19 protein-coding genes are annotated in these 20,059 nt (G+C 63.4%); 11 read left to right on the top strand and 8 right to left on the bottom strand.

Features of this window, described 5'->3' with window-relative positions:
• Positions 1-8 precede the first annotated feature (8 nt).
• Positions 9-635: a methyltransferase domain-containing protein gene (locus HALLA_RS11630; protein WP_049953510.1), complete on the top strand. Its 627-nt coding sequence runs from the start codon at positions 9-11 to the stop codon at positions 633-635.
• Between the two features lie 50 nt (positions 636-685).
• Here the strand turns inward: HALLA_RS11630 and HALLA_RS11625 are convergent, their stop codons facing one another.
• Both HALLA_RS11625 and HALLA_RS11620 read right to left on the bottom strand, forming a co-directional pair.
• On the bottom strand, positions 686-1,210 hold the full coding sequence (locus tag HALLA_RS11625) for a type IV pilin (RefSeq protein ID WP_049953509.1): 525 nt from the start codon (positions 1,208-1,210) through the stop codon (positions 686-688).
• A 42-nt stretch (positions 1,211-1,252) separates the two neighbouring features.
• The gene (locus HALLA_RS11620; RefSeq protein ID WP_049953508.1) at positions 1,253-2,494 is read right to left on the bottom strand and encodes a DUF7096 domain-containing protein; all 1,242 of its coding nucleotides are present in this window, start codon (positions 2,492-2,494) and stop codon (positions 1,253-1,255) included.
• Between the two features lie 156 nt (positions 2,495-2,650).
• Here HALLA_RS11620 and HALLA_RS11615 point away from each other — a divergent pair, with 156 nt between their 5' ends.
• A complete protein-coding gene (locus tag HALLA_RS11615; RefSeq protein ID WP_049953507.1) occupies positions 2,651-3,895 on the top strand; it encodes a helix-turn-helix transcriptional regulator in 1,245 nt (414 codons plus the stop codon).
• Between the two features lie 22 nt (positions 3,896-3,917).
• On the opposite strand, the gene HALLA_RS11610 is transcribed toward HALLA_RS11615, so the two are convergent.
• Both HALLA_RS11610 and HALLA_RS11605 read right to left on the bottom strand, forming a co-directional pair.
• On the bottom strand, positions 3,918-4,913 hold the full coding sequence (locus tag HALLA_RS11610) for a radical SAM protein (protein WP_049954103.1): 996 nt from the start codon (positions 4,911-4,913) through the stop codon (positions 3,918-3,920).
• Positions 4,914-5,036: 123 nt separating this feature from the next.
• Positions 5,037-5,597 (bottom strand): cysteine hydrolase family protein, encoded by a 561-nt coding sequence (locus tag HALLA_RS11605; RefSeq protein ID WP_049953506.1) that lies wholly within the window; start codon positions 5,595-5,597, stop codon positions 5,037-5,039.
• A gap of 153 nt (positions 5,598-5,750) precedes the next feature.
• Here HALLA_RS11605 and HALLA_RS11600 point away from each other — a divergent pair, with 153 nt between their 5' ends.
• Positions 5,751-6,851: a DUF373 family protein gene (locus tag HALLA_RS11600; RefSeq protein ID WP_049954102.1), complete on the top strand. Its 1,101-nt coding sequence runs from the start codon at positions 5,751-5,753 to the stop codon at positions 6,849-6,851.
• Positions 6,852-6,986: 135 nt separating this feature from the next.
• On the top strand, positions 6,987-7,466 hold the full coding sequence (locus HALLA_RS11595; RefSeq protein WP_049953505.1) for a cupin domain-containing protein: 480 nt from the start codon (positions 6,987-6,989) through the stop codon (positions 7,464-7,466).
• 36 nt (positions 7,467-7,502) lie between these two features.
• Here HALLA_RS11595 and HALLA_RS11590 read toward each other — a convergent pair whose 3' ends face one another.
• The 3 genes from HALLA_RS11590 to HALLA_RS11580 all read right to left on the bottom strand — a co-directional run bounded on the left by HALLA_RS11590 (position 7,503) and on the right by HALLA_RS11580 (position 10,211).
• Positions 7,503-8,345, bottom strand: coding sequence for a polyprenyl synthetase family protein (locus HALLA_RS11590; RefSeq protein WP_049953504.1), 843 nt, complete (start codon positions 8,343-8,345; stop codon positions 7,503-7,505).
• A gap of 121 nt (positions 8,346-8,466) precedes the next feature.
• Positions 8,467-9,423 carry an electron transfer flavoprotein subunit alpha/FixB family protein gene (locus tag HALLA_RS11585; RefSeq protein WP_049953503.1) on the bottom strand — a complete coding sequence of 319 codons (957 nt, stop codon included), beginning with the start codon at positions 9,421-9,423 and terminating at the stop codon, positions 8,467-8,469.
• Positions 9,420-10,211 (bottom strand): electron transfer flavoprotein subunit beta/FixA family protein, encoded by a 792-nt coding sequence (locus tag HALLA_RS11580; RefSeq protein ID WP_049954101.1) that lies wholly within the window; start codon positions 10,209-10,211, stop codon positions 9,420-9,422. The genes HALLA_RS11585 and HALLA_RS11580 overlap by 4 nt, the downstream gene beginning before the upstream one ends.
• 285 nt (positions 10,212-10,496) lie before the next feature.
• Between HALLA_RS11580 and HALLA_RS11575 the strand changes: the two genes are divergently transcribed.
• From HALLA_RS11575 to HALLA_RS11555, 5 genes are all read left to right on the top strand, one after another.
• Positions 10,497-10,958 carry a TRAM domain-containing protein gene (locus HALLA_RS11575; protein WP_049953502.1) on the top strand — a complete coding sequence of 154 codons (462 nt, stop codon included), beginning with the start codon at positions 10,497-10,499 and terminating at the stop codon, positions 10,956-10,958.
• A gap of 145 nt (positions 10,959-11,103) precedes the next feature.
• A complete protein-coding gene (locus HALLA_RS11570) occupies positions 11,104-11,613 on the top strand; it encodes a Tfx family DNA-binding protein (protein ID WP_084569036.1) in 510 nt (169 codons plus the stop codon).
• 101 nt (positions 11,614-11,714) lie between these two features.
• A complete protein-coding gene (locus tag HALLA_RS11565; RefSeq protein ID WP_049953500.1) occupies positions 11,715-12,518 on the top strand; it encodes an SDR family oxidoreductase in 804 nt (267 codons plus the stop codon).
• Between the two features lie 108 nt (positions 12,519-12,626).
• Complete coding sequence (locus tag HALLA_RS11560) at positions 12,627-13,934, top strand: molybdopterin molybdotransferase MoeA (protein ID WP_049953499.1); 1,308 nt, start codon at positions 12,627-12,629, stop codon at positions 13,932-13,934.
• A gap of 276 nt (positions 13,935-14,210) precedes the next feature.
• Positions 14,211-15,779, top strand: coding sequence for an HTTM domain-containing protein (locus HALLA_RS11555; RefSeq protein ID WP_049953498.1), 1,569 nt, complete (start codon positions 14,211-14,213; stop codon positions 15,777-15,779).
• A 50-nt stretch (positions 15,780-15,829) separates the two neighbouring features.
• Here the strand turns inward: HALLA_RS11555 and HALLA_RS11550 are convergent, their stop codons facing one another.
• Positions 15,830-16,978, bottom strand: coding sequence for a serine hydrolase domain-containing protein (locus HALLA_RS11550; RefSeq protein ID WP_049953497.1), 1,149 nt, complete (start codon positions 16,976-16,978; stop codon positions 15,830-15,832).
• A gap of 59 nt (positions 16,979-17,037) precedes the next feature.
• Between HALLA_RS11550 and HALLA_RS11545 the strand changes: the two genes are divergently transcribed.
• Together HALLA_RS11545 and HALLA_RS11540 are read left to right on the top strand one after the other, a co-directional pair.
• A complete protein-coding gene (locus HALLA_RS11545) occupies positions 17,038-17,922 on the top strand; it encodes an alpha/beta fold hydrolase (RefSeq protein ID WP_049953496.1) in 885 nt (294 codons plus the stop codon).
• Between the two features lie 89 nt (positions 17,923-18,011).
• A complete protein-coding gene (locus tag HALLA_RS11540) occupies positions 18,012-19,943 on the top strand; it encodes a molybdopterin biosynthesis protein (protein WP_049953495.1) in 1,932 nt (643 codons plus the stop codon).
• Positions 19,944-20,059: the final 116 nt, after the last annotated feature.

Below are 20,059 nucleotides of genomic sequence, written 5' to 3'. Positions count from 1 at the left end.
CTCACCCAATGGGAATCCTCGAGAACAAAGCCAGGGCCCGGCTCTTTTATAAGTATCTCTCGACAGTCTACGACTGGATCAACCCGTTCATCTGGAACGAAGAGATGCGAACCGAAGCGCTCGACCTCCTCGAGTTCGAGGAGGACATGACGGTACTGGACGTCGGCTGTGGAACCGGGTTCGGGACCGAGGGCCTGCTCGAGGAGGTCGACCACGTCTACGCGCTCGATCAGAGCGAACACCAACTCGAGAAGGCCTACGGCAAGTTCGGCAAACGGAATCCGTCGGTGCAATTTCATCGCGGAGACGCCGAGCGTCTTCCGTTCGCGACGGACACGTTCGACGTCGTCTGGTCGTCGGGTTCGATCGAGTACTGGCCGAACCCGATCCTCGCGCTTCGGGAGTTCCGCCGCGTGTTGAAGCCGGGCGGACAGGTCCTCGTCGTTGGCCCGAACTACCCCGATAGACTCATCACGCAAAAATTCGCCGACGCGATGATGCTCTTTTACGACGAGTACGAGGCGGATCGAATGTTCAAGCGGGCGGGATTCGAGGATGTCAAACACAAGTTCATGGGCCCATCCTACGAACCAGATGTCGCTATCACCACGATCGGTCGGGCTCCCGATCGCTAATCTATCACTCCGCTTTGAAACATTCCGACCGTCGGCTTCGTTCTCGAGCATCACTTCGCTGTTTCCTCGAGCGACGCGATCCGGTGGCCGTCTACGGTCAGCGTCACGGTAACCGACTCGCCGGGGCGCAACTGTGGCTCGTTCGTTGAGGCGAGTTCGACGCGGCCGGACTCGCCTCCCCGCCAGATTGGGTCGCTTCTGGCGTTGAACGGGCCCGTCGGCGCCTCGGCGAACCCTTCTGCGCCGACGAACGGAATCGGCGGCTGTGCCGCGAGTGCAACGCCGTCTATTTCGACGTTCATTGTGAGTTCGCGAACGTCAATTGCATCTCCGCCCGCGTGTTCGAGTTCGATCGTCGATTGATCTGCGTCGACGGCGAGGTCGAACGAAGCCGTCGGTGGTGACGTTCCCGTCCCCAGTGCGTTGACACCGGCTGCGAGGACGGCTGCAAGGACGACGGTAATGGCGATCATCGCGAGGATTCCGATGAGCGGGCTAACCGCTCGAGCGGTGCGGTCGGTCGAAAGCCAACCGTGTTCGGTGCGTTGACGAAACGGCCTTCCGTTCGGTTTCACACGGACCGATGGACCCGTAATGAGGGATAAACTCTCGCGTCGCTACGATATCTCCAGGGTGACGGTTTCACCACCCGACTCGGCCTCGACCTCGTATTCGTCACTCGAGGGGAGGTACCAGAGGGACCCGTCGCTGTTGGTTTCTCCGACTTCGGTCCCGTCGATAGAGATGGTGGCTCCTTCGGCGGGTTCGCCGGTTTCAGTGTCGTGTACCAGTATTTTGACCGGGCCGTCCGCGGGCGTCTCGTTGTGAGTTACCTCGAGACCGTTGTCCGTCTCCGTCGTCGTTTCGGATATCGGCAACCTTTCGACGTTTAGTTCCTGTACCTCGTGGAAGATTTCCCCGGAGTTGCTATCGAGGAACGAGGTGAGGATTCCTTGGCTGTGTGGGATCTCCGCCCGATACAAGTTCCAAGGATCTCCGTTGTCGTTACTAAAACTCGTCGTTCCATCTTCTGTCGCCCACGGGTACAACTCCTCGAATCGATCGAAAGCTTGACTCTGGTCGTCGTACTCACTGTAGCCGTCGATATCACGGTTGTCGATCCGAGTCGTCTCGACGACGTACGTATCGTCGACCATTGTCTCGAGACGGTATCCCGCGTCGGACGTCTGGATCTGAACCGGTAATCCGCCGGTCGTTCCTGTTCCCTGTTCGCTCGACGCTGCTAATGCTCGGACGGTCCCCTGCTGTACTGTGAGCCGTTCTTGATCGGATTGCAGGTCGCTCTGGACATCTGTATCCATACTATAGCCGACGACGTCGTCCGATCGTTCGGCTATTTCGTCGGTTCGCTGTTCGAGCGCGCTCGCGTCGTTGTAGTTTCGTATGAGGATTTGCAGTAGTTGATTAGTCGATATCTCTCCATCAGCGTGGGCTCTTACCGCATCCTTCTCTCGCTGCTCGAGTTCGTCCGTTCGGTCGCGAACGTTCTCGAGAGACGCGTTGATCATCTCGTCGCGTTCTCGGTCGCTCACGTCTTCGAACTCCTCGTCGAAGAGGATGTCCCACTCGTACTCGTTGCGGAGATCATCGTCACTGAGCGCGAGGATTGTGCCGAGGTCTTGTCCGTACTCGATGGTTTCGTTGCGCGCTGGGTCCGTCAGCGTCAGACGGTTCGTCGTGTCCTGAACGGCGACCGGTTCGACCGATTGGATGGCCACCGGTTCGTAGCTCCCTTCGACCGACCTTTCTGTGGCTGTGGGTGTCGCCGCGGCGACAGTCATCGCCGGAAGGGAGACGACGAGAAACAACGCGAGGAGGGCTGGCATCGCCTTCGTCATTGAATACCCGTAGAACTCTCTGGTACAAAAATTGGTCGACACCTGCTGGCCGAAGGTAAGGACGGACTACCATCAGACCCCTCACACGACGGGTAAAGTAATAATCGATTTTTCTATGGAAAGTGTTTTTTCCCCTGGGAAACCACCGCTGTACGTATGCGGTTATCGACCGCCCTCACGCTTGCCCTCGTCGCCCTCCTCGTTGCGTCAACGTTCGGATCGGTGGCCGCTTCCCCGATCTCTTCGTCGACCGGAGCGGACCGCTCTCCCGCACAGTACACCGTCGCGACAACCTTTCAGGATTCGGATATGCAATTCGACGCTGCGGACCCGAAACAGTCCTTTCGCCTCAATATAACAGAGTCAGGGGATGCAGAGTGGACGGTCGAGAGCCGATTCCTCCTCACGGACGACAGTGAAGTCGAACAGTTCGAAGAGTTCGCGACCGAGTACACCGCCAGTAACGAATTCCCGATCGAGGCGTTCGAGCAGGCTAACGCGAACGCCGATGAGTCGATCGATCGAGAGATGGCGATCAAGGACGAACGCTGGGACGAGCCCCGAACTGAAGCACCGAACGATGACGAACTCGAGATGATCGAAAGCGACGACGACATAGAGACCGACAACGCGTCGATCGGCGTCATTTCGTATTCGTTCACGTGGACGAATTTCGGCTACGTAGATGGCGATCGGATCTACGTCAACGACGTTTTCGAGAGCGAGCACGGTGATTTGTTACCATTTCTCAACAGTAATCAGCAACTCGTTATCCAGACTCCCCCCGAATACGAGGGAGTGACGCCCGGCAGTGAGGACGGCACCTACGTCTGGGACGGCCCCGTCGAGTTAACTGACGAGCCAGATCTCGTCTTCCTGTCGTCGGGCGGATCGGCTCCATTCCCGACTCTGGGGTGGGTTGGAGGCATACTCGCCGTACTTGCAGTCGCGTTCGGTGTTAGCGGGTATTTGCTCGCCCAGCGGCGTTCGGATCTCGAGCCGTTGATCGATCGCATTCCGGATATTTCCGTGCCTGGAGTCGACTCGAATCGTGACTCCGGTCACGTCACTGACGGTGACTCGTTCACTGCGGCTGGCTCCGCCCAGTCGGGGGGTGACAGGTTGGCAGCTTCTGAATCCCGCGATGCCGAACTCGAGTTCACCGAGGACGAGGAAGTCGACCCGTCGCTTTTGAGCGACGAAGAACGCGTTCACAGGATGCTCAGCAAAAACGGTGGTCGGATGAAACAGGCGACGATCGTCAAAGAGACCGGCTGGTCGAACGCGAAGGTGTCTCAACTGCTCTCGAAGATGGACGACGACGACGAAATCGAGAAGCTTCGGATCGGTCGCGAGAACCTCATCACGCATCCGGAAGTCGACCCGACAGAAATCGACTGAACTGTCGTCTATTTCAACGCGCCTACGCGAGCGGCGTCCGCTCGACGACCTGCCCGTCGTAGGTCGGATACTGTTCGACGATTTCGCCGTCCTCGAGATCCCCTTCGTCGATCATCTCCTCGAGTAGCCACCAGGCGACTTCGACGTGGTTCGTCTTGACGGTGTAGAACTCCTCGGGAACGCCGAGGTCGACGAACCGAGACGGATCGGTCTTGGTCTTGCCGTAGACCAGCGTTCCGTCGTCGGTGATGTCGTCGAACTCTCTGCGGACGTTCCGTGCGGCTCGTTTGAGTCGCCGCCGGTGTTGTGCGGCGTCTTTGAATACGGAGGTACAGAAATAGGTCCGCTCGTGGTCGCCCATCACCTCGAGGATCGTCTCGCGGTCGTTGTCGACGGCGCTCATGTGGTCTTCTTTGAGTTCGTAGCCTTCCGCTTGCATTCGACGAAAGTTTCCGTGGCTCATCTCGAACTCGTTTATGTTACAGAACTCCGCCGCCCCTTCGTCGAGGAATTCGAGGAACTCCGGTTCGGGGCGGATGCCGGGAATTTCGAAGGCGGGCGTCAGTCCTTCTTCGCGTGCGATATAGAGAATCTCCTCCCACTCGGTTCCGTGGAGGTCGCCCCACTGCTCGAGCGGCGGGTGGAACCGAATTTCGTCGAGGCCGGCCTCTGAGAGCCGACGCATGTTCTCCCGTCCACCCGTGATGCCGGTATAGAGGTGGGTGTGGTGGTCCTCGCCGAACTCGTCTTTGAGTAGTTCGAGGTAGTGACAGGTTCGTTCGAGGGCCTCCTGGGGTTCTCCGCCCGTGATCGACGTTCCGAGCGCGTCCATCCGATGGGCTTCCGTGAGGACGTCCTCGTCGTCCTCGACGAGTCGTTCGTTCGCGTAGACGTCCGTGACGTTCTTGCGAGACTCGCCGAGCGGGCAGTAAAAGCAGTCGCGCTGGTCGCAGTAACCGTAGACGAACAGCACCATCTTGCCGCCTTTCGCACACTGCTCACAGCCCTTCGAAATCATTCGACTCTGCATACCGTCTCGAGGGGCAAAAGCCGTGCGGAATCATCGGTGGATTGTGTGTCACACCCACGAAGATCGGGAGATATAGCTGACTCGCACTCTCGTTTGGCCCTCGGAGCCGCGTCAGTCGAGGAGCGCATCGGTCTCGAGGATCGTCGCGAACTCCTCTCGAAGGTGCGCCAGCGCGTGCTGGTGGGTCGCCTCCGCGTCGAAGGCCCGGCCGTCGTACCCCTCGCGTTCGAACGTCGCCGTGGCGTCGGCGACGACGAACGGATCGAAGCCGCGGTTCTCGGCCATTCGGGTCGTCGTCGACACGCAATGATCGGTCGTGAATCCACAGCACACGATCGTCTCGATCGATCGCTCCCGTAACCACGACTCGAGATTCGTCCCGACGAACGCGCCGTTGACCCGTTTTTCGACGACCTGCTCCCCCTCGCGTGGCTCGCCGACGGATTTGAACGCGTTCCCGGGTTTGTCCGGCCGAAGCGGTGAATCGGGTTCGCTCGAGCAGTGTTTGACGTGAACGATCGGCCGTTCGGTCTCGCGCCACCGCGAGAGTAACTCGCCGATCCGCGTCTCCGCTTCCGGATTGTTTCGCTCGCCGTAGACCGGATCGTCGAACCCGCGCTGGACGTCGATGAGGAGGAGCGCGACCGGATCGTCGCTCGCGAACGGTGCCATACGCACCGTTCTCGGAGCGTCGAGTTGAACGCTTCGACCGGCGTTCGGTCGGTTGACACTCTGTCGACGTTCGGCCGCCGCTCGTTCGACAGCGATCTAGCGTTCGGTTCGACCCCAGAAGATGGAAGTACCACGCACCCGTACCTCGAGGCGATGCTGTTGGTCCTGTGTGTCGATCTCGACGACGATCTCGGCCGCAAGACCGGCTTTTCGACGCCAGTGATCGGCCGCGAGCCGGTCGAAGAGGCCGCCGTCGCGCTGGCGACCGAGGATCCAGAGGATTCGGACGTCAACGTGATCTTTCAGGGAATTCACGTCTACGACGACCTCGCCGAACGCGACGAAAGCGTCGAAGTCGCCGTAGTGACGGGAAACGACGGCAGCGATCTCGAGGCCAACCGGGAGGTCGGCGACGAGGTCGACACCGTCCTCGCGAGCCTCTCGACCGCAGAGACCGTCACGACGCTGGTCATCACCGACGGCGCACAGGACGAATCGGTCATCCCGATCATCAGATCGCGGGTCCCGATCGACGGCGTTCGGCGGGTCGTCGTCCGGCAGGCACAGAACTTGGAGTCGATGTACTACACGATCAAGCAGGTGCTCGACGATCCCGAAACGCGTGGCACTGTCCTGATTCCGATAGGCATCCTCCTGCTGATCTATCCGCTGGCGTTGATCGGCGCATTGCTCGACCTTCCGGGGCTCGTTCTCGGCGTCACCTCGACGCTGCTCGGACTCTACCTCATCTCGCGCGGACTCGGTCTGGGTGAGTACCTCGACGCGACCGTCGAGTACGGCCGCAGGTCGTTGTACGCCGGCCGAACGACCCTGCTCGCGTACGTCGTCGCGACCGCGTTGCTCGCACTCGGCGGCGTCAGCGGCGTCGATACGCTCGAGGAGACTCGAGCGTCCACACCGATCGATCTCGGGATACCCATGATGCTCGCCGCGTTAGTCTACGGGTCGATCCAGTGGATAGCAGCCGCAGGCATCACGACGAGCCTCGGTCAGATCACCGACGAGTACATCGCCGGCCGCCTCGAGTGGCGATACCTGAACGCGCCGTTTTACGTGATCGCGATCTCCGTCGTCCTCTATGCGGTCAGCGGGTTCTTCCTCGACGAGTTCGGCGTTGCGATGCTCGCGACTGCGCTCACGGGAGGTACGTTGTTGGGCATCGTGAGTACCCTCGCGTTTGCGGTCGCGGAATCGCGGTTCTCGGAGGGGTCACATCGAGCGGATAGTGCCTAGAAAGCCCGCTGGTGTCTCGAAAATCCGCCGTCACCCGAAGAATCCAAGCCGTCAGGATCGGACGAAAGCGATCGAAAGCGTCCGAACGTTCTGAAGCCGCAAAACCCTATTTCCTCCCGGTCGAACGGCGTCAGTATGGCTCCCGTAAACGCCGGCGACCTCGAGTGGACGGAACTGGACCAGGGGACGATGACCGCCCGACGAAAACAACTGGGCGAGGCGGCGGCCGGCGAGAAACTCGGCTGTAGCCTCTACGAAATCCCAGCCGGAAACGAATCGTGGCCGTACCACTACCACGCCGCGAACGAAGAGGCGTTGTACGTGCTGGCCGGAACCGGAACGCTTCGACTCGCGGGTGAGACGTACGACCTCGAGGACGGCGACTACGTCTCCCTTCCGGCCGACGAGCGCGGCGGTCACAAGGTGATCAACGATTCCGAGGAGCCGCTTCGCTACCTCGTGGTCTCGACGATGAACGAGCCGGACGTGACGGTGTACCCGGACTCGGAGAAGTTCGGCGTCTACGTCGGCGCGCCGCCGGGTGGACGTACGGAGCGATCTCTCTCTGGCTATTATCCGATCGAGGGGGATGTCGACTACTGGGATGGCGAATAGCGCGGTTTCACACCGTCGTCCGCAGACGGCGATCGATTAGCGCTCGCGCTCGACGACGAACTCCGCCAACTCGAGTAAGTAGTCTCGAGCCTCCGTGTCGACTGCGTCGACGGTTCCGAGCGCGTCGATCGCTCGATCCGCCTGCGCACGCGCCCGGTCGTTCGCCTCCGCGGGCGTCAGATCGGTCACCTGCACGACGGAGGGACGCTCGAGGGTCGCGTCGTGGCCCGTCGGTTTGCCGAGATCGGCGGCGTCGGCCGTCGCGTCGAGCACGTCGTCTCTGATCTGGAAGGCGACCCCGACGCGTTCGGCGTACTCGCCGAGCGCCTCGACGGTGAACGGATCGGAGTCGGCCGCGATCGCGCCGAGTTCCGCCGCGGCGCGAAACAGCGCTCCGGTTTTCCGGCGTGCGAGCGTCATGTATTCGGCTTCGTTCGACGGTTTCGAGGAGAGTTCGGTCGCTTCGCCGACGCCGAGTTCGACCAGCGATTCGGCGACGACCTGGGTCGCCTTCGGATCCGCCGAAAAGAGCGCGAACGCCTCGCCGAGCAGCCCATCACTGGTGATGATCGCCGGCCCGTGGCCGAACTCCGCCCAGGCGCTCGTCGTCCCCCGTCGGAGCTCCGAGCGGTCGATGATGTCGTCGACGACGAGCGACGCGCTGTGGACGAGTTCGATCCCGACGCCGAAGTCGACGGCGTCCGTCGCCTCCCCCCCAACGGTTTCACATGCCAGTATCGTCACCATCGGCCGCACTCGTTTTCCCCCTGAGAGCGTCACGTGGCGAACTTCCGAACTGAGCGTCTCCGGATCGAGACCGTCGACGACCTCGACGAGACGCTCCTCGACCAGCGCCCGGCGGCGCTCGAGAAGTTCCATTGCCAGCGCTTCGAACGGGGGAAAAAAGTACGTGACGGTTACGGCCGAAGCCGTTCGGTTCCTCGAGACGGTTTCGAGCGGACATCCAACCAGTGGGGCGGGGCCAAATATACCGTTCTCTCTACCGGAACTGTTCAGTCAGCGCCGGCACGACGTCGAAGAGGTCGTCGTAGATCGCGTAGTCCGCGATATCCATGATCGGGGCGTTCTCGTCGGTGTTGATCGCGACGATGGTATCGGAGCCTTTCATTCCGGCGACGTGTTGGACCGCACCGGAGATGCCAATCGCGATGTAGACGTCGGGCGTGACGACCTTGCCGGACTGGCCGACCTGACGATTCTTCGGGAGCCAGCCGTTGTCGACGATCGGGCGCGACGACGACAGCGTCGCGTCGAGCGCGTCGGCCAGCTCGCGGACGATCTCCAGATTCTCCTCCTCTTCGATCCCGCGCCCGACCGAGACCAGCACATCCGCCTCGCTGATGTCGACATCGCCGCCGGCGACCTCCTCGAAGCCGTTGACGCTCGAGCCGATGGCGTCCTCGTCGATGTCGGCGTCGAAGACCTCTACCGCGGCGTCGCCGGTGCCCTCCGCGACGGGCCACTCGGCGCTGCGGATGGTGACGACCGCCGAGTTCGAATCGATTTCGACGGTAGTCTCGACTTTGCCGCCGTACATCTCGCGGTTGGCGATCAGGGTCTCGCCGTCGGTCTCGAGGCCGACCGTATCCGTGACGATGGGTAGCTCGAGTTCGTCCGCGACGGCGGGGGCGTAGTCGAGGCCGTTGACACTGTTGGGTGCGAGTACGTACTGCGGGCCGACCTCGTCGTAGAGCTGCGTGATCGCTTGCGTGTAGACGTCGTGGTTGAACTCCTCGCCGTAGGAAACGGTGTGGATGACGTCGACGCCCTCGCGGTTTGCCTTTTCGGCGAAGTCGTCGACGGTGCCGCTGATGATCGCGAGGTGGAGTTCCCCGCCGGTTTCGTCCGCGAGTTCGCGCCCGGCGGTGATGATCTCGTAGCTGACGTCCCGAAGTTCGCCGCGGCGGTGGTCGGCGACGGCGAGAATATCCGTCATGGTGCCACCCCCTTCTCGCGGAGCAATTCAGCGAGTTGCCCGGCCGTGTCGTCGGCACCGCCCTCGAAGACAGTGACATCGGTCTCGGTTTCGGGTTCGTACATATCGGTGAGTGTCAGGTCGCCTTCGACGGCGCTCTCGTCGACGCCAAGGTCGCCGAGCGTCTGGACGTCCAGGTCCTTGCGCTGGGCCTGTCGAATCCCCCGAAGACTTGCGTAGCGGGGTTCGTTGATCCCGGTCTGGATCGTCAGGACCGCCGGGAGTTCGACGTCGGTCAGCTCCTCGACGCCGCCCTCGAGTTCGCGTCGCACGGATGCGGTGCCGTCCTCGAAGTCGTGCTCGAGGCCGTTGACGACAGCTCCCCACTGGAAGCCGATGTCGCTGGCGAGCGAGACGCCGGTGGCACCGAAGCTGTCGTCGCCGGACTGGACTCCCGAGAGGACGAGGTCCGGATCCTCGGCTTCGACGACGGCCTGCAGGATTTCCGTCTTCGCACCGACGTCGAGCAGATCGACGCCCTCGAGGGTGTCGTCCCAGACGCGGATGGCGCGGTCGGCACCCTTCGCGAGCGCCTGTCGGATGGTCTGTTCGCAGTCTTCCGAGCCGATCGTCACGGTGACGACCTCGTCGGCGATACCGGTTTCCTGCAGTTGGACGGCCTCCTCGACGGCGTAGTCGTCCCATTCGTTGAGATCGGCACCGAGGTACTGGTCGGCGATTTCAGTTTCCTCGATTTCGAACTCGTCTTCGACGGTCGCGACTTCTTTGACCGTAACGAGTATCTTCATCATTGTTTTGTGCGTTGCCATCCCCGTAAACGTTTTCGAAACCCCGTTTCATACACAAGCAGTTGTCTCGATACTTTAGGCGCGACCGGGAGTTCGGCGGCGACCGTGCTCGAGTTCTCGAGCGGTGTGATCGTGTTTCGGTTCGGATCCCGTACTCGGTCTGTCCGTTCTGCAGTCGGTTCTGACACCTCGTGTTTTGCAAGCGATACCGGTGGTGGCCCGTTCGAGGGCAAACGTCGTTTCCAAGACGCAAGCGGTTTAACGCCGCCGCTGATAGAGAATCGTATGGCAGACTGTCCACTTGCCGACGACTGTCCGAGCTTTTCCGAGCGGATTTCGGGTATGGGGTGTCAACACTACGGTGATCGTGGTGGCAAAGAGTGGTGCCAACACTACAACCAGCCCATCGACGACCTGAAGAGCCAGCCGATCAAGCGCGGCGAGGAAGTCGTCGTCGACATCGTCGACATGCACGAAAGCGGCGCCGGCGTCGGGCGAACCGAGGACGGGTTCATCGTGATGGTCGACGGCGTACTCCCGAAGGCCCGATCTCGCGTCGAAATCGAACGCGTCCATAGCAGCCACGCTCGAGCCAAAGAACTCGAGCGCCTGCCGATGGACACCGACGAGGACGACGACGAGTCGGACGCAGACGGCGACGAGGTCAGTGATAGCACAGACGACGACAGCGACGGGACCCAGAAACGAGAGCGACTCGGCAGTCGCGACAACTTCTGGGGATCGTAACTGACCCGCGCTGGCGACAGCCGCGGTCCGTGGACAGTCCACCCTCTCGCGTTTTTCTTCGATCGGTCTCGCGTTCGATCGGTTGTATTTCGAACCTGCTCGAGCGCGCCGTCGGTTCGATCGTAGACGCTTTGATCCTGCCGACCTGAGATACCCTCATGAACGCGCTCACGAACCTGCTCGGAGGGCACCCGTCGTGATCGACGACGTCGAAGCGTTGCTCGAGGATATCGGGTTCGAAGCCGAGACGAGCGTCCTGACTCACAGACAGGCACAGGTCCTCGCGTTGCGAGAGCGTGACGTTTCCCAGGCCGATATCGCCGACGCGCTCGGCACCTCGCGGGCGAACGTCTCGTCGGTCGAATCCAGCGCTCGAGAGAACCTGTCCAAGGCCCGCGAGACGGTCGCCTTCGCGGAGGCGCTCCGCGCACCGGTTCGGGTTCGGGTTCCGGCCGGAACGGACCTCTACGACGTGCCCGAACTGGTCTACGACGCGTGCGACGAAAACGGGGTCAAAGTCGATCACACCGCCCCCGATCTGATGAAGGTCGTCAGCGACGCCGCCGGACCCGCGGTCAAAGGGCGGAAGATTTCCACGCCGCTCATCGTCGGCGTGACCTCGAGCGGACTCGTTCGCGTGCGTCACCGGGAGTGATCGGTCGGCGGCGGAAGCCATCGTCGGCGGTCGTCTCTACTTTCCTCGATTGCGCTCCGCTCTCCCCGAAACCTTTGGTGACCCGCTCCGTTTTCCCCCGCATGGATCTGCACGTCGACGGCAACGCAGCACTGGTAACGGCATCCTCGAGCGGCCTCGGACTCGCGAGTGCAAAGGCGCTCGCGCTCGAGGGCGCGAACGTCGCCATCTGCGGTCGCGGTAGCGAACAACTCGAGGCGGCGAAAGAATCGATCGAAGACGCCTGCGAGTCGGCGGACGGACCGACTGGTGACGTCCTCGCGGTACAGACCGACCTCACCGCACCCGAGGAGATCGGAAATTTGGTCGAGGAGACCGTCGATGCCTTCGGCGGGCTCGATCACCTGGTCACCTCCTCCGGCGGTCCGCCGAGTACGACCTTCCTCGATACCGAGCAGAAAGACTGGTATCAGGCCTACGACCTGCTCGTGATGAGCGTCGTCTGGACGATCGAGGAGGCCCATCCCTACCTCCTCGAGTCGGAGTACGGGACGATCACCTCGATCACCTCGAGAACCGTCCGGGAGGTGTCGGACGGCCTCCTCCTCTCGAATTCGGTTCGCCGCGGCGTGATCGGGCTCATCAAAACGGTTTCACGCGAGTTCGCTCCCGAGATCAGGGCCAACGCCGTGCTCCCGGGCCCTATCGAGACGCCCCGCATCGAGGAACTGATCGAGGCCGGCGTCGAGCGGGGCACCTACGAGGACTACGAGTCGGGACTGGCCGACCTGGCGGCCGAAATCCCGATGGACCGGATCGGCCAGCCCGAGGAACTGGGCGAGACCGTCGCGTACCTCTCGAGTCCGCACGCGAGTTTCATTAACGGTGTCGAGATTCCGATCGACGGCGGACTGCTCCGGAGTTAACGCCGTTCGACGGCGAACTGCTCCAAAGTTAGTGCCGTTCGACACGGTTGACCGAATTTCGGCGGACGGTCCCGCACGTTTTTGCCCTCCCGCCGCGCGTGTCCGAGTATGAAAGGTGCCGACCACGAGCGAACCGAGGCGGGCTTTAAGGTACGCACGCCCGTCGACGAGGCGCGCGCCGTCCTCCGAGACGCACTCGAGGTCGACGAGCGCGAGCCGACCACCGAACGGCTCCCGATCGAGCAGGCTACCGGCCGCGTGCTCGCCCAGACGGTGACGGCCTCGCGGGACGTTCCCCACTACCGGCGGGCGGCGATGGACGGCTACGCGGTTCAGGCTGCGGATACGTTCGGAGCAAGCGACAGGTCGCCCGCCGTAGTTCACGTCGCGGATGGCGAGGACGCCGTCACGTCCGGAACCGCGGTTCGGGTCCACACGGGAAGCGCGCTCCCCGAGGGCAGCGACGCCGTCGTCATGATCGAACACGTCGAGGAGTTCGAGGCGACGGACGAACTCGAGATCGCCGACGCGGTCGCGGAAGGGGAAAACGTCGCCCCGGTGGGCGAAGACGTCGAATCGGGACAGACGCTTTACGAACCGGGCCACCGGCTCAGGCCGTCGGATCTGGGTCTGCTCAAGTCCGTCGGGATCTCGCGGGTTCACGTCGCGACGGAACCGCGAGTCGGCGTCATCCCGACCGGCGAGGAACTCGTCCAGCACGATCCCGGCCCCGGCGAAGTCATCGAGACGAACGGGCTCACGATCTCGAGACTGGTCGACAACTGGAACGGCCGGGCGACCTACCGAAACATCGTTACCGACGATCACGACGCGCTGCGGGTCGCCATCGAACGCGACCTCACCAAGGACGTGGTCGTCACCACCGGCGGATCGTCGGTCGGCGAGCGCGACCTGCTCCCGGAGGTCATCGACGACATCGGCGAGGTGCTCGTCCACGGCGTTGGTCTCAAACCCGGCCACCCCGTCTGTCTCGGCATCGTCGAGGAAACGCCGGTCCTCGCCCTGCCGGGCTATCCGGTCGCCTGCATCGTCAACGCCGTCCAGTTCCTGCGCCCGGTCCTCCGGTGGCTCGAGGGCACCGAACCCGATCCGCATCCGACGACGACGGCTCGCCTCGCTCGAAAAATCCCGAGCGAACCGGCCACGCGGACGTTCGCCCGAGTCACGCTCGAGCCTCGCGAAGCGGACGGTTCAGGGGCTGCTGATCGGGCCACGGATGACGAAGCAGAAACCGGCCGGTCGGCCGACGGCCCGGTCTTCGATGCCGTTCCGACGAGAGCCAGCGGCTCCGGGGTGCTCTCGAGCGTGTCGCTCGCCGACGGCTGGGTCGTCGTCGACGACGACCGCGAGGGGATTCCGGCGGGCGAGACCGTCGCGGTGCAACACTGGGAGTAATCGCGCGGACGGGCGCTCTGTTTCTGGTCGATCCTCCCTCGAACGGACTCGGTCGCATACTGACTCGTAACCGGCGATAACGCTTTGCACGGCCGGTTCGAGTCTCGTTCGCGGTCACCGGCCACCGGTCCACAAAACTTATTTCAGAGACATACACAGAACGCAACATCTCACTAATCGAAACAATGATCGCGTCCCCGAGTACCCTCCCCTTCCCGTCGATCGCAGGCCCGTCGATAGACCGCCGTTCGGCCGACGCTGCCGGGTGTCCCTGACATGGGCGTCGCCTCGAAACTCGAGCGGGTCGGTCCGGACGCTGAGACGTATCGGCAACTGCGCCACCGTCTCGAGCCGGTTTATCGGTGGGTTCGCTCCCGGTTCGAGGTCGATACCCGTGCGCTCGCTGCGGTTCGTATCTCGTTCGGGCTGATTCTGCTGGTGGATCTGTTCATCCGCTGGGGGAACATCGAGCGGTTTTATACTAACGACGGCGCGTACCCGATCGAGGCGTACGAAGCCACCTACAGCCAGTTCACCGGCCTCTCAATCCATGCGCTTTCGGGGGAGCTGTGGTTCCAGCAACTCCTGTTCGTGATCGCGGGGCTGTTCGCGATGGCGTTCGCACTCGGTTACCGGACGAGACTGGTCGGATTCGTCTCGCTGGCGCTGTTGTTGTCGCTTCAGGCGCGCAATCCTGCGCTTCTCAACGGCGGGGATAAGCTCCTTCGCGTGCTGTTGTTCCTGGCGCTGTTGACGCCGCTGGGAGAGCGGTGGTCGATCGACGCCCTTCGTCGCGGATCCGCGCGGGCGAGAGAGAGCGTGGTTAGTTTCGCCACCGCCGCCCTGTTGATCCAGCCGTTGATGGTGTTCTCCCAGAACGCGGTTCTCAAACATCAGGGCGATACCTGGTACGAGGGCGAAGCGCTCCAGATCGCGCTGTCGAACGACGTGATGACGATCTTTCTGGGCAACCATCTGGCCTCGTATCCGGCGCTGCTCGAGGTACTCAACTGGGCCTGGGTCGGTCTGCTCGCCGGATCCGTTCTCTTCCTCCTGGTGACTGACGGACGGTTGCGCGCGGCGTTCGCGCTCGTCTATATGGGCGCGTTCGCGGGAATGTTCCTTACGATGTCGGTCGGGCTGTTCCCGTTCGTCCTCACGACGGCACTGCTTCCGTTTCTCACCCCGCCGTTCTGGAGCGCGCTCCGTCGTCTCGTTCCGACGAGCCTGACCGACCGATTGCCGAGTGCGTCGAGACTCCGGTCGTTCATCGGACAGCCGGTCGAACGACGAGTGTTCGACGCGCTCGAGCGACGCGGCTACGAGTCCAAGACGTCGTTCGTCCGCGCGTACTGTAGCTCACTGCTGACCGTCATCAGCGTGCTCGCGTTGCTTTCGATCCTCGTGTACGGCACGGCATACGTCACCGACTACGACCTGCCCGACGAACTCGAGACCCCGGTCGACCAGCAAAGCTGGGGCCTGTACGCGCCGAACCCCACGGAGGGCTACAGCTGGTACGCCGTCGAAGCGCAACTCGAGTCCGGGGACGAGATCGACGCGTTCGGCGATGGAAACGTAACCGCTGATCGTCCACCGGATGCGTCGAAGGAGTACGACACGTTCCGCGACCGCAAGTTCATGGAGACCGTCTGGGCCTCCGGCAACGGCGATACGAACGGGGTCATCGCCGTCGACTACGCCGAGTGGGCCTGCGAACGGGCCACCGAAACCCACGGCGATTCGGTCGAGTCGATAACGGTCCATCGGTTCTACCAGCCGAGTCCGGTCGACGGCGAGTACGAGGAGACGGGTCGGTTCACCGTCATCGAGCAGACGTGCTAGTCGAGTCGAGTAGCCGTCGGCTCGAGACATGATCTCTCCTGGGCGTAACCTCACCCATCTACGGCCAGCCGAACCGCATCCGAGAGCGTACTCATCCGTGTGACGTGTTCGTAGGTTTCCTCTCGCACGCCGTTCGTCACGTACGAAAAGCTGATGTTCCGCGCCGGATCGGCCCAGCCGACGCTACTCCCGAGTCCCGAGTGGCCGAACACTCGCGAGGGCGTGAGCGAGCCGAACGGGTCCGTGCTGGTTCCGCCCTTCCAGACGCCGAGGCCATATCGTGACGGCTTTCGAAGCGTTCCGTCCTCGTCCGTGGCGGCCCAGAGGGTCGTCATCGTCTCGACGACCTCGGACTCGAGGATCCGGGTTCCGTCGAGTTCGCCGCCGTTCGCGAGACAGGCGTAGAACCGAGCCATGTCTCGAGCCGTGCCGATCCCGTTGGCGGCGGGGATCACGGATCGGTGGACCGACTCGCTGTTGAACGAGTCGGCGATCGTCGTATGACCACCGAGTCCTTCCTCGAGGTCCCGACAGCCGTCGAACGCGGTGTACCCGGTGAGTGTCGCGACCGGTCCGTCTTCGGTCTCCCGAAGACCGATCCCCGTGTCGTTCATCTCGAGCGGGTCGAAGACTCGCTCGGTGGCAACCTCCTCGATCGGGCGACCCGAGACTCGCCTGACGAGTTCGCCGACGAGCCAGCCGAAGGTCAGCGAGTGATACGCCGGCTGTTCGCCCGGCGTGGAGACCGGGTCCATCCCCTCGATCCGTTCGATGACGGCGTTCCAGTCGCCCCACAGGTCGGGCTGGCGATCGATGTCGCTGGCCGGAAGCCCCGCCGTGTGATTGAGGACCTGCCGGACGGTCGTGTCCGCTTTCGTCGACCCTGCTTCGGCGAACGAGGGCCAGTGGTCGACGACGCGGTCGTCGTACGCGAGCGCTCCGTCACAGACCAGGGCGTGCAACGCCGCGGCGGCGTAGGGTTTCGTACACGAAAACAGCACGTGGCGGGTTTCCGTCGTCGTCGGCTCGCCGTCTCCCGTCGCGTCTCCGTTCGGGCTCGCCTGCCCACCGGCGAGATCGAGTTCGAGTTCCCCGTCGACGTAGACCGCACACTGGGCCCCGTGGTGGAGGCCGACCTCGAGGTGGCGGTCGAAGAGTCCGCTCACCCGCTGTCGGGCCCCCTCGCTGATTCGTGCCATACTGGCGACTCAACTGGCAATTTCATAACTATTCCTATCCAATGTATCGATAGGTACGTATGCACACGGATGTCTCGCTGCTCACCGACTCGAGTGCTGAATCGACCTATTACGACGTAAACGGGGTTCGACTCCACGCCGTCGCCGCGGGAGACGAGGGCGATCCGCTGGTCGTCTTGCTACACGGCTTCCCCGACTTTTTCTACTGCTGGCGCGAGCAGATCGAACCGCTCGTCGACGCCGGCTACCGCGTGGTCGTTCCGGATCAACGCGGCTACAACCTGAGCGAGAAGCCCGACGGCATTCGGGCCTACAGGAAGAGCGAACTCGCGCGCGACATCGTGGAACTCGTCCACAGCGAGGGACGCGATTCTGCCCACGTGATCGGTCACGACTGGGGTGCGGCGGTCGCGTGGGAACTCGCGCTCCGATATCCCTCGACCGTCGACCGCCTCGGCATCGTCAACGTGCCCCATCCCAAAGTCCTCCGCCACCACGTCCTGACCAATCCCGCACAGCTCACAAACAGCTGGTACGTCTTTTTCTTCCAACTGCCGCGACTCCCCGAGTGGGCCTGCGAGCGCCGAAACTTCGAGTTCTTCGAACGATCCCTGCGAGCGAACGCGTCATCTGGAACGTTCACCGACGAGGACATAGCGCGCTATCGCGCGGCGTGGCGTCGACCCGGCGCGCTGACGGCGACGATCAACTGGTATCGCGCCGCCGCCCGCCACACCGCCTCGCCGCCTCGAGACCTCGTCGCCGCCCCCACGCTCGTCGTGTGGGGTGAGCAGGACTTCGCGCTCGAGCCCGAGATGGCCCCCGAAAGTCTGGCCTACTGCGAGGACGGCCGCCTCGAGCGGTTTCCAGAAACCGGCCACTGGGTTCCCCACGAGGAGCCCGAGGCGGTGACGGCGCTGTTGCTCGAGCACCTCGTCGAGTAGCGTATTCCACCCACTACCGGATGGGCGACGGCCCGTCCTGCGAGCCGGGATCGACCGACGTTTTTAGCCCCCGCGGCCGAACACCCGCTATGGACCGCAAGGAATTTCGCGACCTCGCCTCGCCCGCCGAGGCCCGCGAGGCCATCGACTCGCTCTCGCTCGAGGGCGGCGTAGACCGAGTCTCACTCGCCGAGGCGCGCGGCCGCGTGTTACTCGCGCGGATCGACGCCGAACTCGACGTGCCGGGATTCGATCGGTCGAACATGGACGGCTACGCGCTTCGAGCGCGGGACACCTTCGGCGCTGACGAGGCCGACCCCGCGCGGCTTTCGCTCGTCGGCACGGTCCACGCCGGCGAGGAACCCGACGTGACCGTCGCCGAGGGCGAAGCCGTCGAGATCTCGACGGGCGCGGTGATGCCCGAGGGTGCCGACGCGATGGTGCCCGTAGAACGAACGGACGAAGACGCGGGAGACGGCGGCGACAGTGACGGTGACGACGGTACCGTCGATGTGCTCGTTCGAACGAGCGTCGCTCCCGGCGACAACGTGATGTTCGCGGGTGCCGACGTCGCCGCGGGCGAACGGGCTATCGGCCCCGGAACGCGACTGACGCCGCGGGATATCGGTCTCCTCTCCGCGCTCGGTCGCGAGGAGGTCCCGGTCCGGGCGAAGCCTCGAGTCGGCATCGTCTCGACCGGCGACGAACTCGTTCGACCCGGCGAGCCCATAGAGAGCGCTCGCGGCCAGATTTACGACGTCAACAGCTACACTATTGCCGCGGGCGTCGAAGACGCGGGAGGCGAACCCGTCCTCTACCCTCACGCGGGCGACGACCCAGAAGAGATGGAACGCGTGCTTCGCGAGGCCGCCGCCGAGTGCGATCTCGTTCTCTCTTCCGGATCGACGAGCGCGAGCGCCGTCGATGTCATCTACCGCGTCATCGAAGAACAGGGCGAACTCCTGTTGCACGGTGTCGGCGTCAAGCCCGGAAAACCGATGCTGATCGGTCGACTCGAGGACTCCGGACCCCGATCGGACGACGCCGCAGGCGGGTCGATCCCATCTACCGGCGAATCCGCCTACGTCGGCCTCCCCGGTTACCCCGTCTCGGCGATGATGGTCTTTCGGACGTTCGTCGCGCCGGCGATTCGCGAGGCCGCGGGCGTTCCGGAGCCGGCGAGTGCGACCGTCACCGGCTCGATGGCGACCGAAGAGCGCTCAGACCAGGGGCGGCTTCGGCTCATGCCCGTCGGCGTCACGACCGACGGGAACGGCGACCGGCTCGTCTATCCGGTCGACAAGGGAAGCGGGGCGACGACGAGCCTCGCCGAGGCCGACGGCGTGGTCGAGGTTCCGGCCGAGACGGACTACCTCGAGGCGGGCGAACGGGTCGACGTGCGGCTCTTTTCGCCGGACGTTCGGCCGCCGACGCTGCTTGGCGTCGGCGAGGACGATCCGACGCTCAATCGACTGCTCGACGACCTCGAGAATCCACGATACCTCTCGGTCGGCACTCGTCCGGGCCTCAGGCGGCTCCGAAACGGTGTGCCGGATTTCGCCGTCGTCGCCGGGCCGCTCGAGCGAGACGTCGAGGCGTCCGAACTCGGCCGGTGGACCCGCGAGTGGGGGCTGATCGTCGAGTCGGGCAATCCGCGGGAGATCGAGGGACTGGCGGATCTCGTCGCGGGAGATCACCGCTTCGTCAACCGAACGACCAATTCGGGGCTTCGAACGAGCCTCGAGCGAGCGATCGACGCGCTGGCCGACGAGCGCGACGTCTCGCGGGCGACGCTGACCGAAGCGATCGACGGCTTCGACCTCGGGCTTCGGGCCCACGAAAGCCCGGCCCGACGGATCATCGCCGGATCGGCCGACGTCGCCCTCGGCCTTCGAGAGACGGCCGATCACCTCGGCCTCGAGTTCGTCTCACTCGGCGGACAGCCCGTGCGCGTACTGGGTGCTCTTGACCGCCTCGACAAGCGGGGCGTTCGCGAACTTGCCGACCGCCTCGAGGACTGAGCCGACTCGTACGTGTTCGTACGAATTGACAATCTCTGCAGACAGTCTGTGCGGATGCAATCACAAACAAATCCGGGAGATATTCTGCTCGAACGGAATAGGAGTTTTACCCCTCT

Origin of the sequence: Halostagnicola larsenii XH-48, assembly GCF_000517625.1 — an archaeon.
Taxonomy (GTDB): Archaea; Halobacteriota; Halobacteria; order Halobacteriales; family Natrialbaceae; genus Halostagnicola; species Halostagnicola larsenii.
This window is presented reverse-complemented; position numbering and strand designations above follow the sequence as displayed.

Excerpts from the sequence above, each read along its gene's own strand:
- HALLA_RS11630 (WP_049953510.1), top strand. The coding sequence starts at position 9 with ATGGGAATCCTCGAGAACAAAGCCAGGGCCCGGCTCTTTTATAAGTAT.
- HALLA_RS11620 (WP_049953508.1), bottom strand. The coding sequence starts at position 2,494 with ATGACGAAGGCGATGCCAGCCCTCCTCGCGTTGTTTCTCGTCGTCTCC.
- HALLA_RS11615 (WP_049953507.1), top strand. The coding sequence starts at position 2,651 with ATGCGGTTATCGACCGCCCTCACGCTTGCCCTCGTCGCCCTCCTCGTT.
- HALLA_RS11610 (WP_049954103.1), bottom strand. The coding sequence starts at position 4,913 with ATGATTTCGAAGGGCTGTGAGCAGTGTGCGAAAGGCGGCAAGATGGTG.
- HALLA_RS11605 (WP_049953506.1), bottom strand. The coding sequence starts at position 5,597 with ATGGCACCGTTCGCGAGCGACGATCCGGTCGCGCTCCTCCTCATCGAC.
- HALLA_RS11600 (WP_049954102.1), top strand. The coding sequence starts at position 5,751 with ATGCTGTTGGTCCTGTGTGTCGATCTCGACGACGATCTCGGCCGCAAG.
- HALLA_RS11595 (WP_049953505.1), top strand. The coding sequence starts at position 6,987 with ATGGCTCCCGTAAACGCCGGCGACCTCGAGTGGACGGAACTGGACCAG.
- HALLA_RS11590 (WP_049953504.1), bottom strand. The coding sequence starts at position 8,345 with ATGGAACTTCTCGAGCGCCGCCGGGCGCTGGTCGAGGAGCGTCTCGTC.
- HALLA_RS11585 (WP_049953503.1), bottom strand. The coding sequence starts at position 9,423 with ATGACGGATATTCTCGCCGTCGCCGACCACCGCCGCGGCGAACTTCGG.
- HALLA_RS11580 (WP_049954101.1), bottom strand. The coding sequence starts at position 10,211 with ATGAAGATACTCGTTACGGTCAAAGAAGTCGCGACCGTCGAAGACGAG.
- HALLA_RS11575 (WP_049953502.1), top strand. The coding sequence starts at position 10,497 with ATGGCAGACTGTCCACTTGCCGACGACTGTCCGAGCTTTTCCGAGCGG.
- HALLA_RS11565 (WP_049953500.1), top strand. The coding sequence starts at position 11,715 with ATGGATCTGCACGTCGACGGCAACGCAGCACTGGTAACGGCATCCTCG.
- HALLA_RS11560 (WP_049953499.1), top strand. The coding sequence starts at position 12,627 with ATGAAAGGTGCCGACCACGAGCGAACCGAGGCGGGCTTTAAGGTACGC.
- HALLA_RS11555 (WP_049953498.1), top strand. The coding sequence starts at position 14,211 with ATGGGCGTCGCCTCGAAACTCGAGCGGGTCGGTCCGGACGCTGAGACG.
- HALLA_RS11550 (WP_049953497.1), bottom strand. The coding sequence starts at position 16,978 with ATGGCACGAATCAGCGAGGGGGCCCGACAGCGGGTGAGCGGACTCTTC.
- HALLA_RS11545 (WP_049953496.1), top strand. The coding sequence starts at position 17,038 with ATGCACACGGATGTCTCGCTGCTCACCGACTCGAGTGCTGAATCGACC.
- HALLA_RS11540 (WP_049953495.1), top strand. The coding sequence starts at position 18,012 with ATGGACCGCAAGGAATTTCGCGACCTCGCCTCGCCCGCCGAGGCCCGC.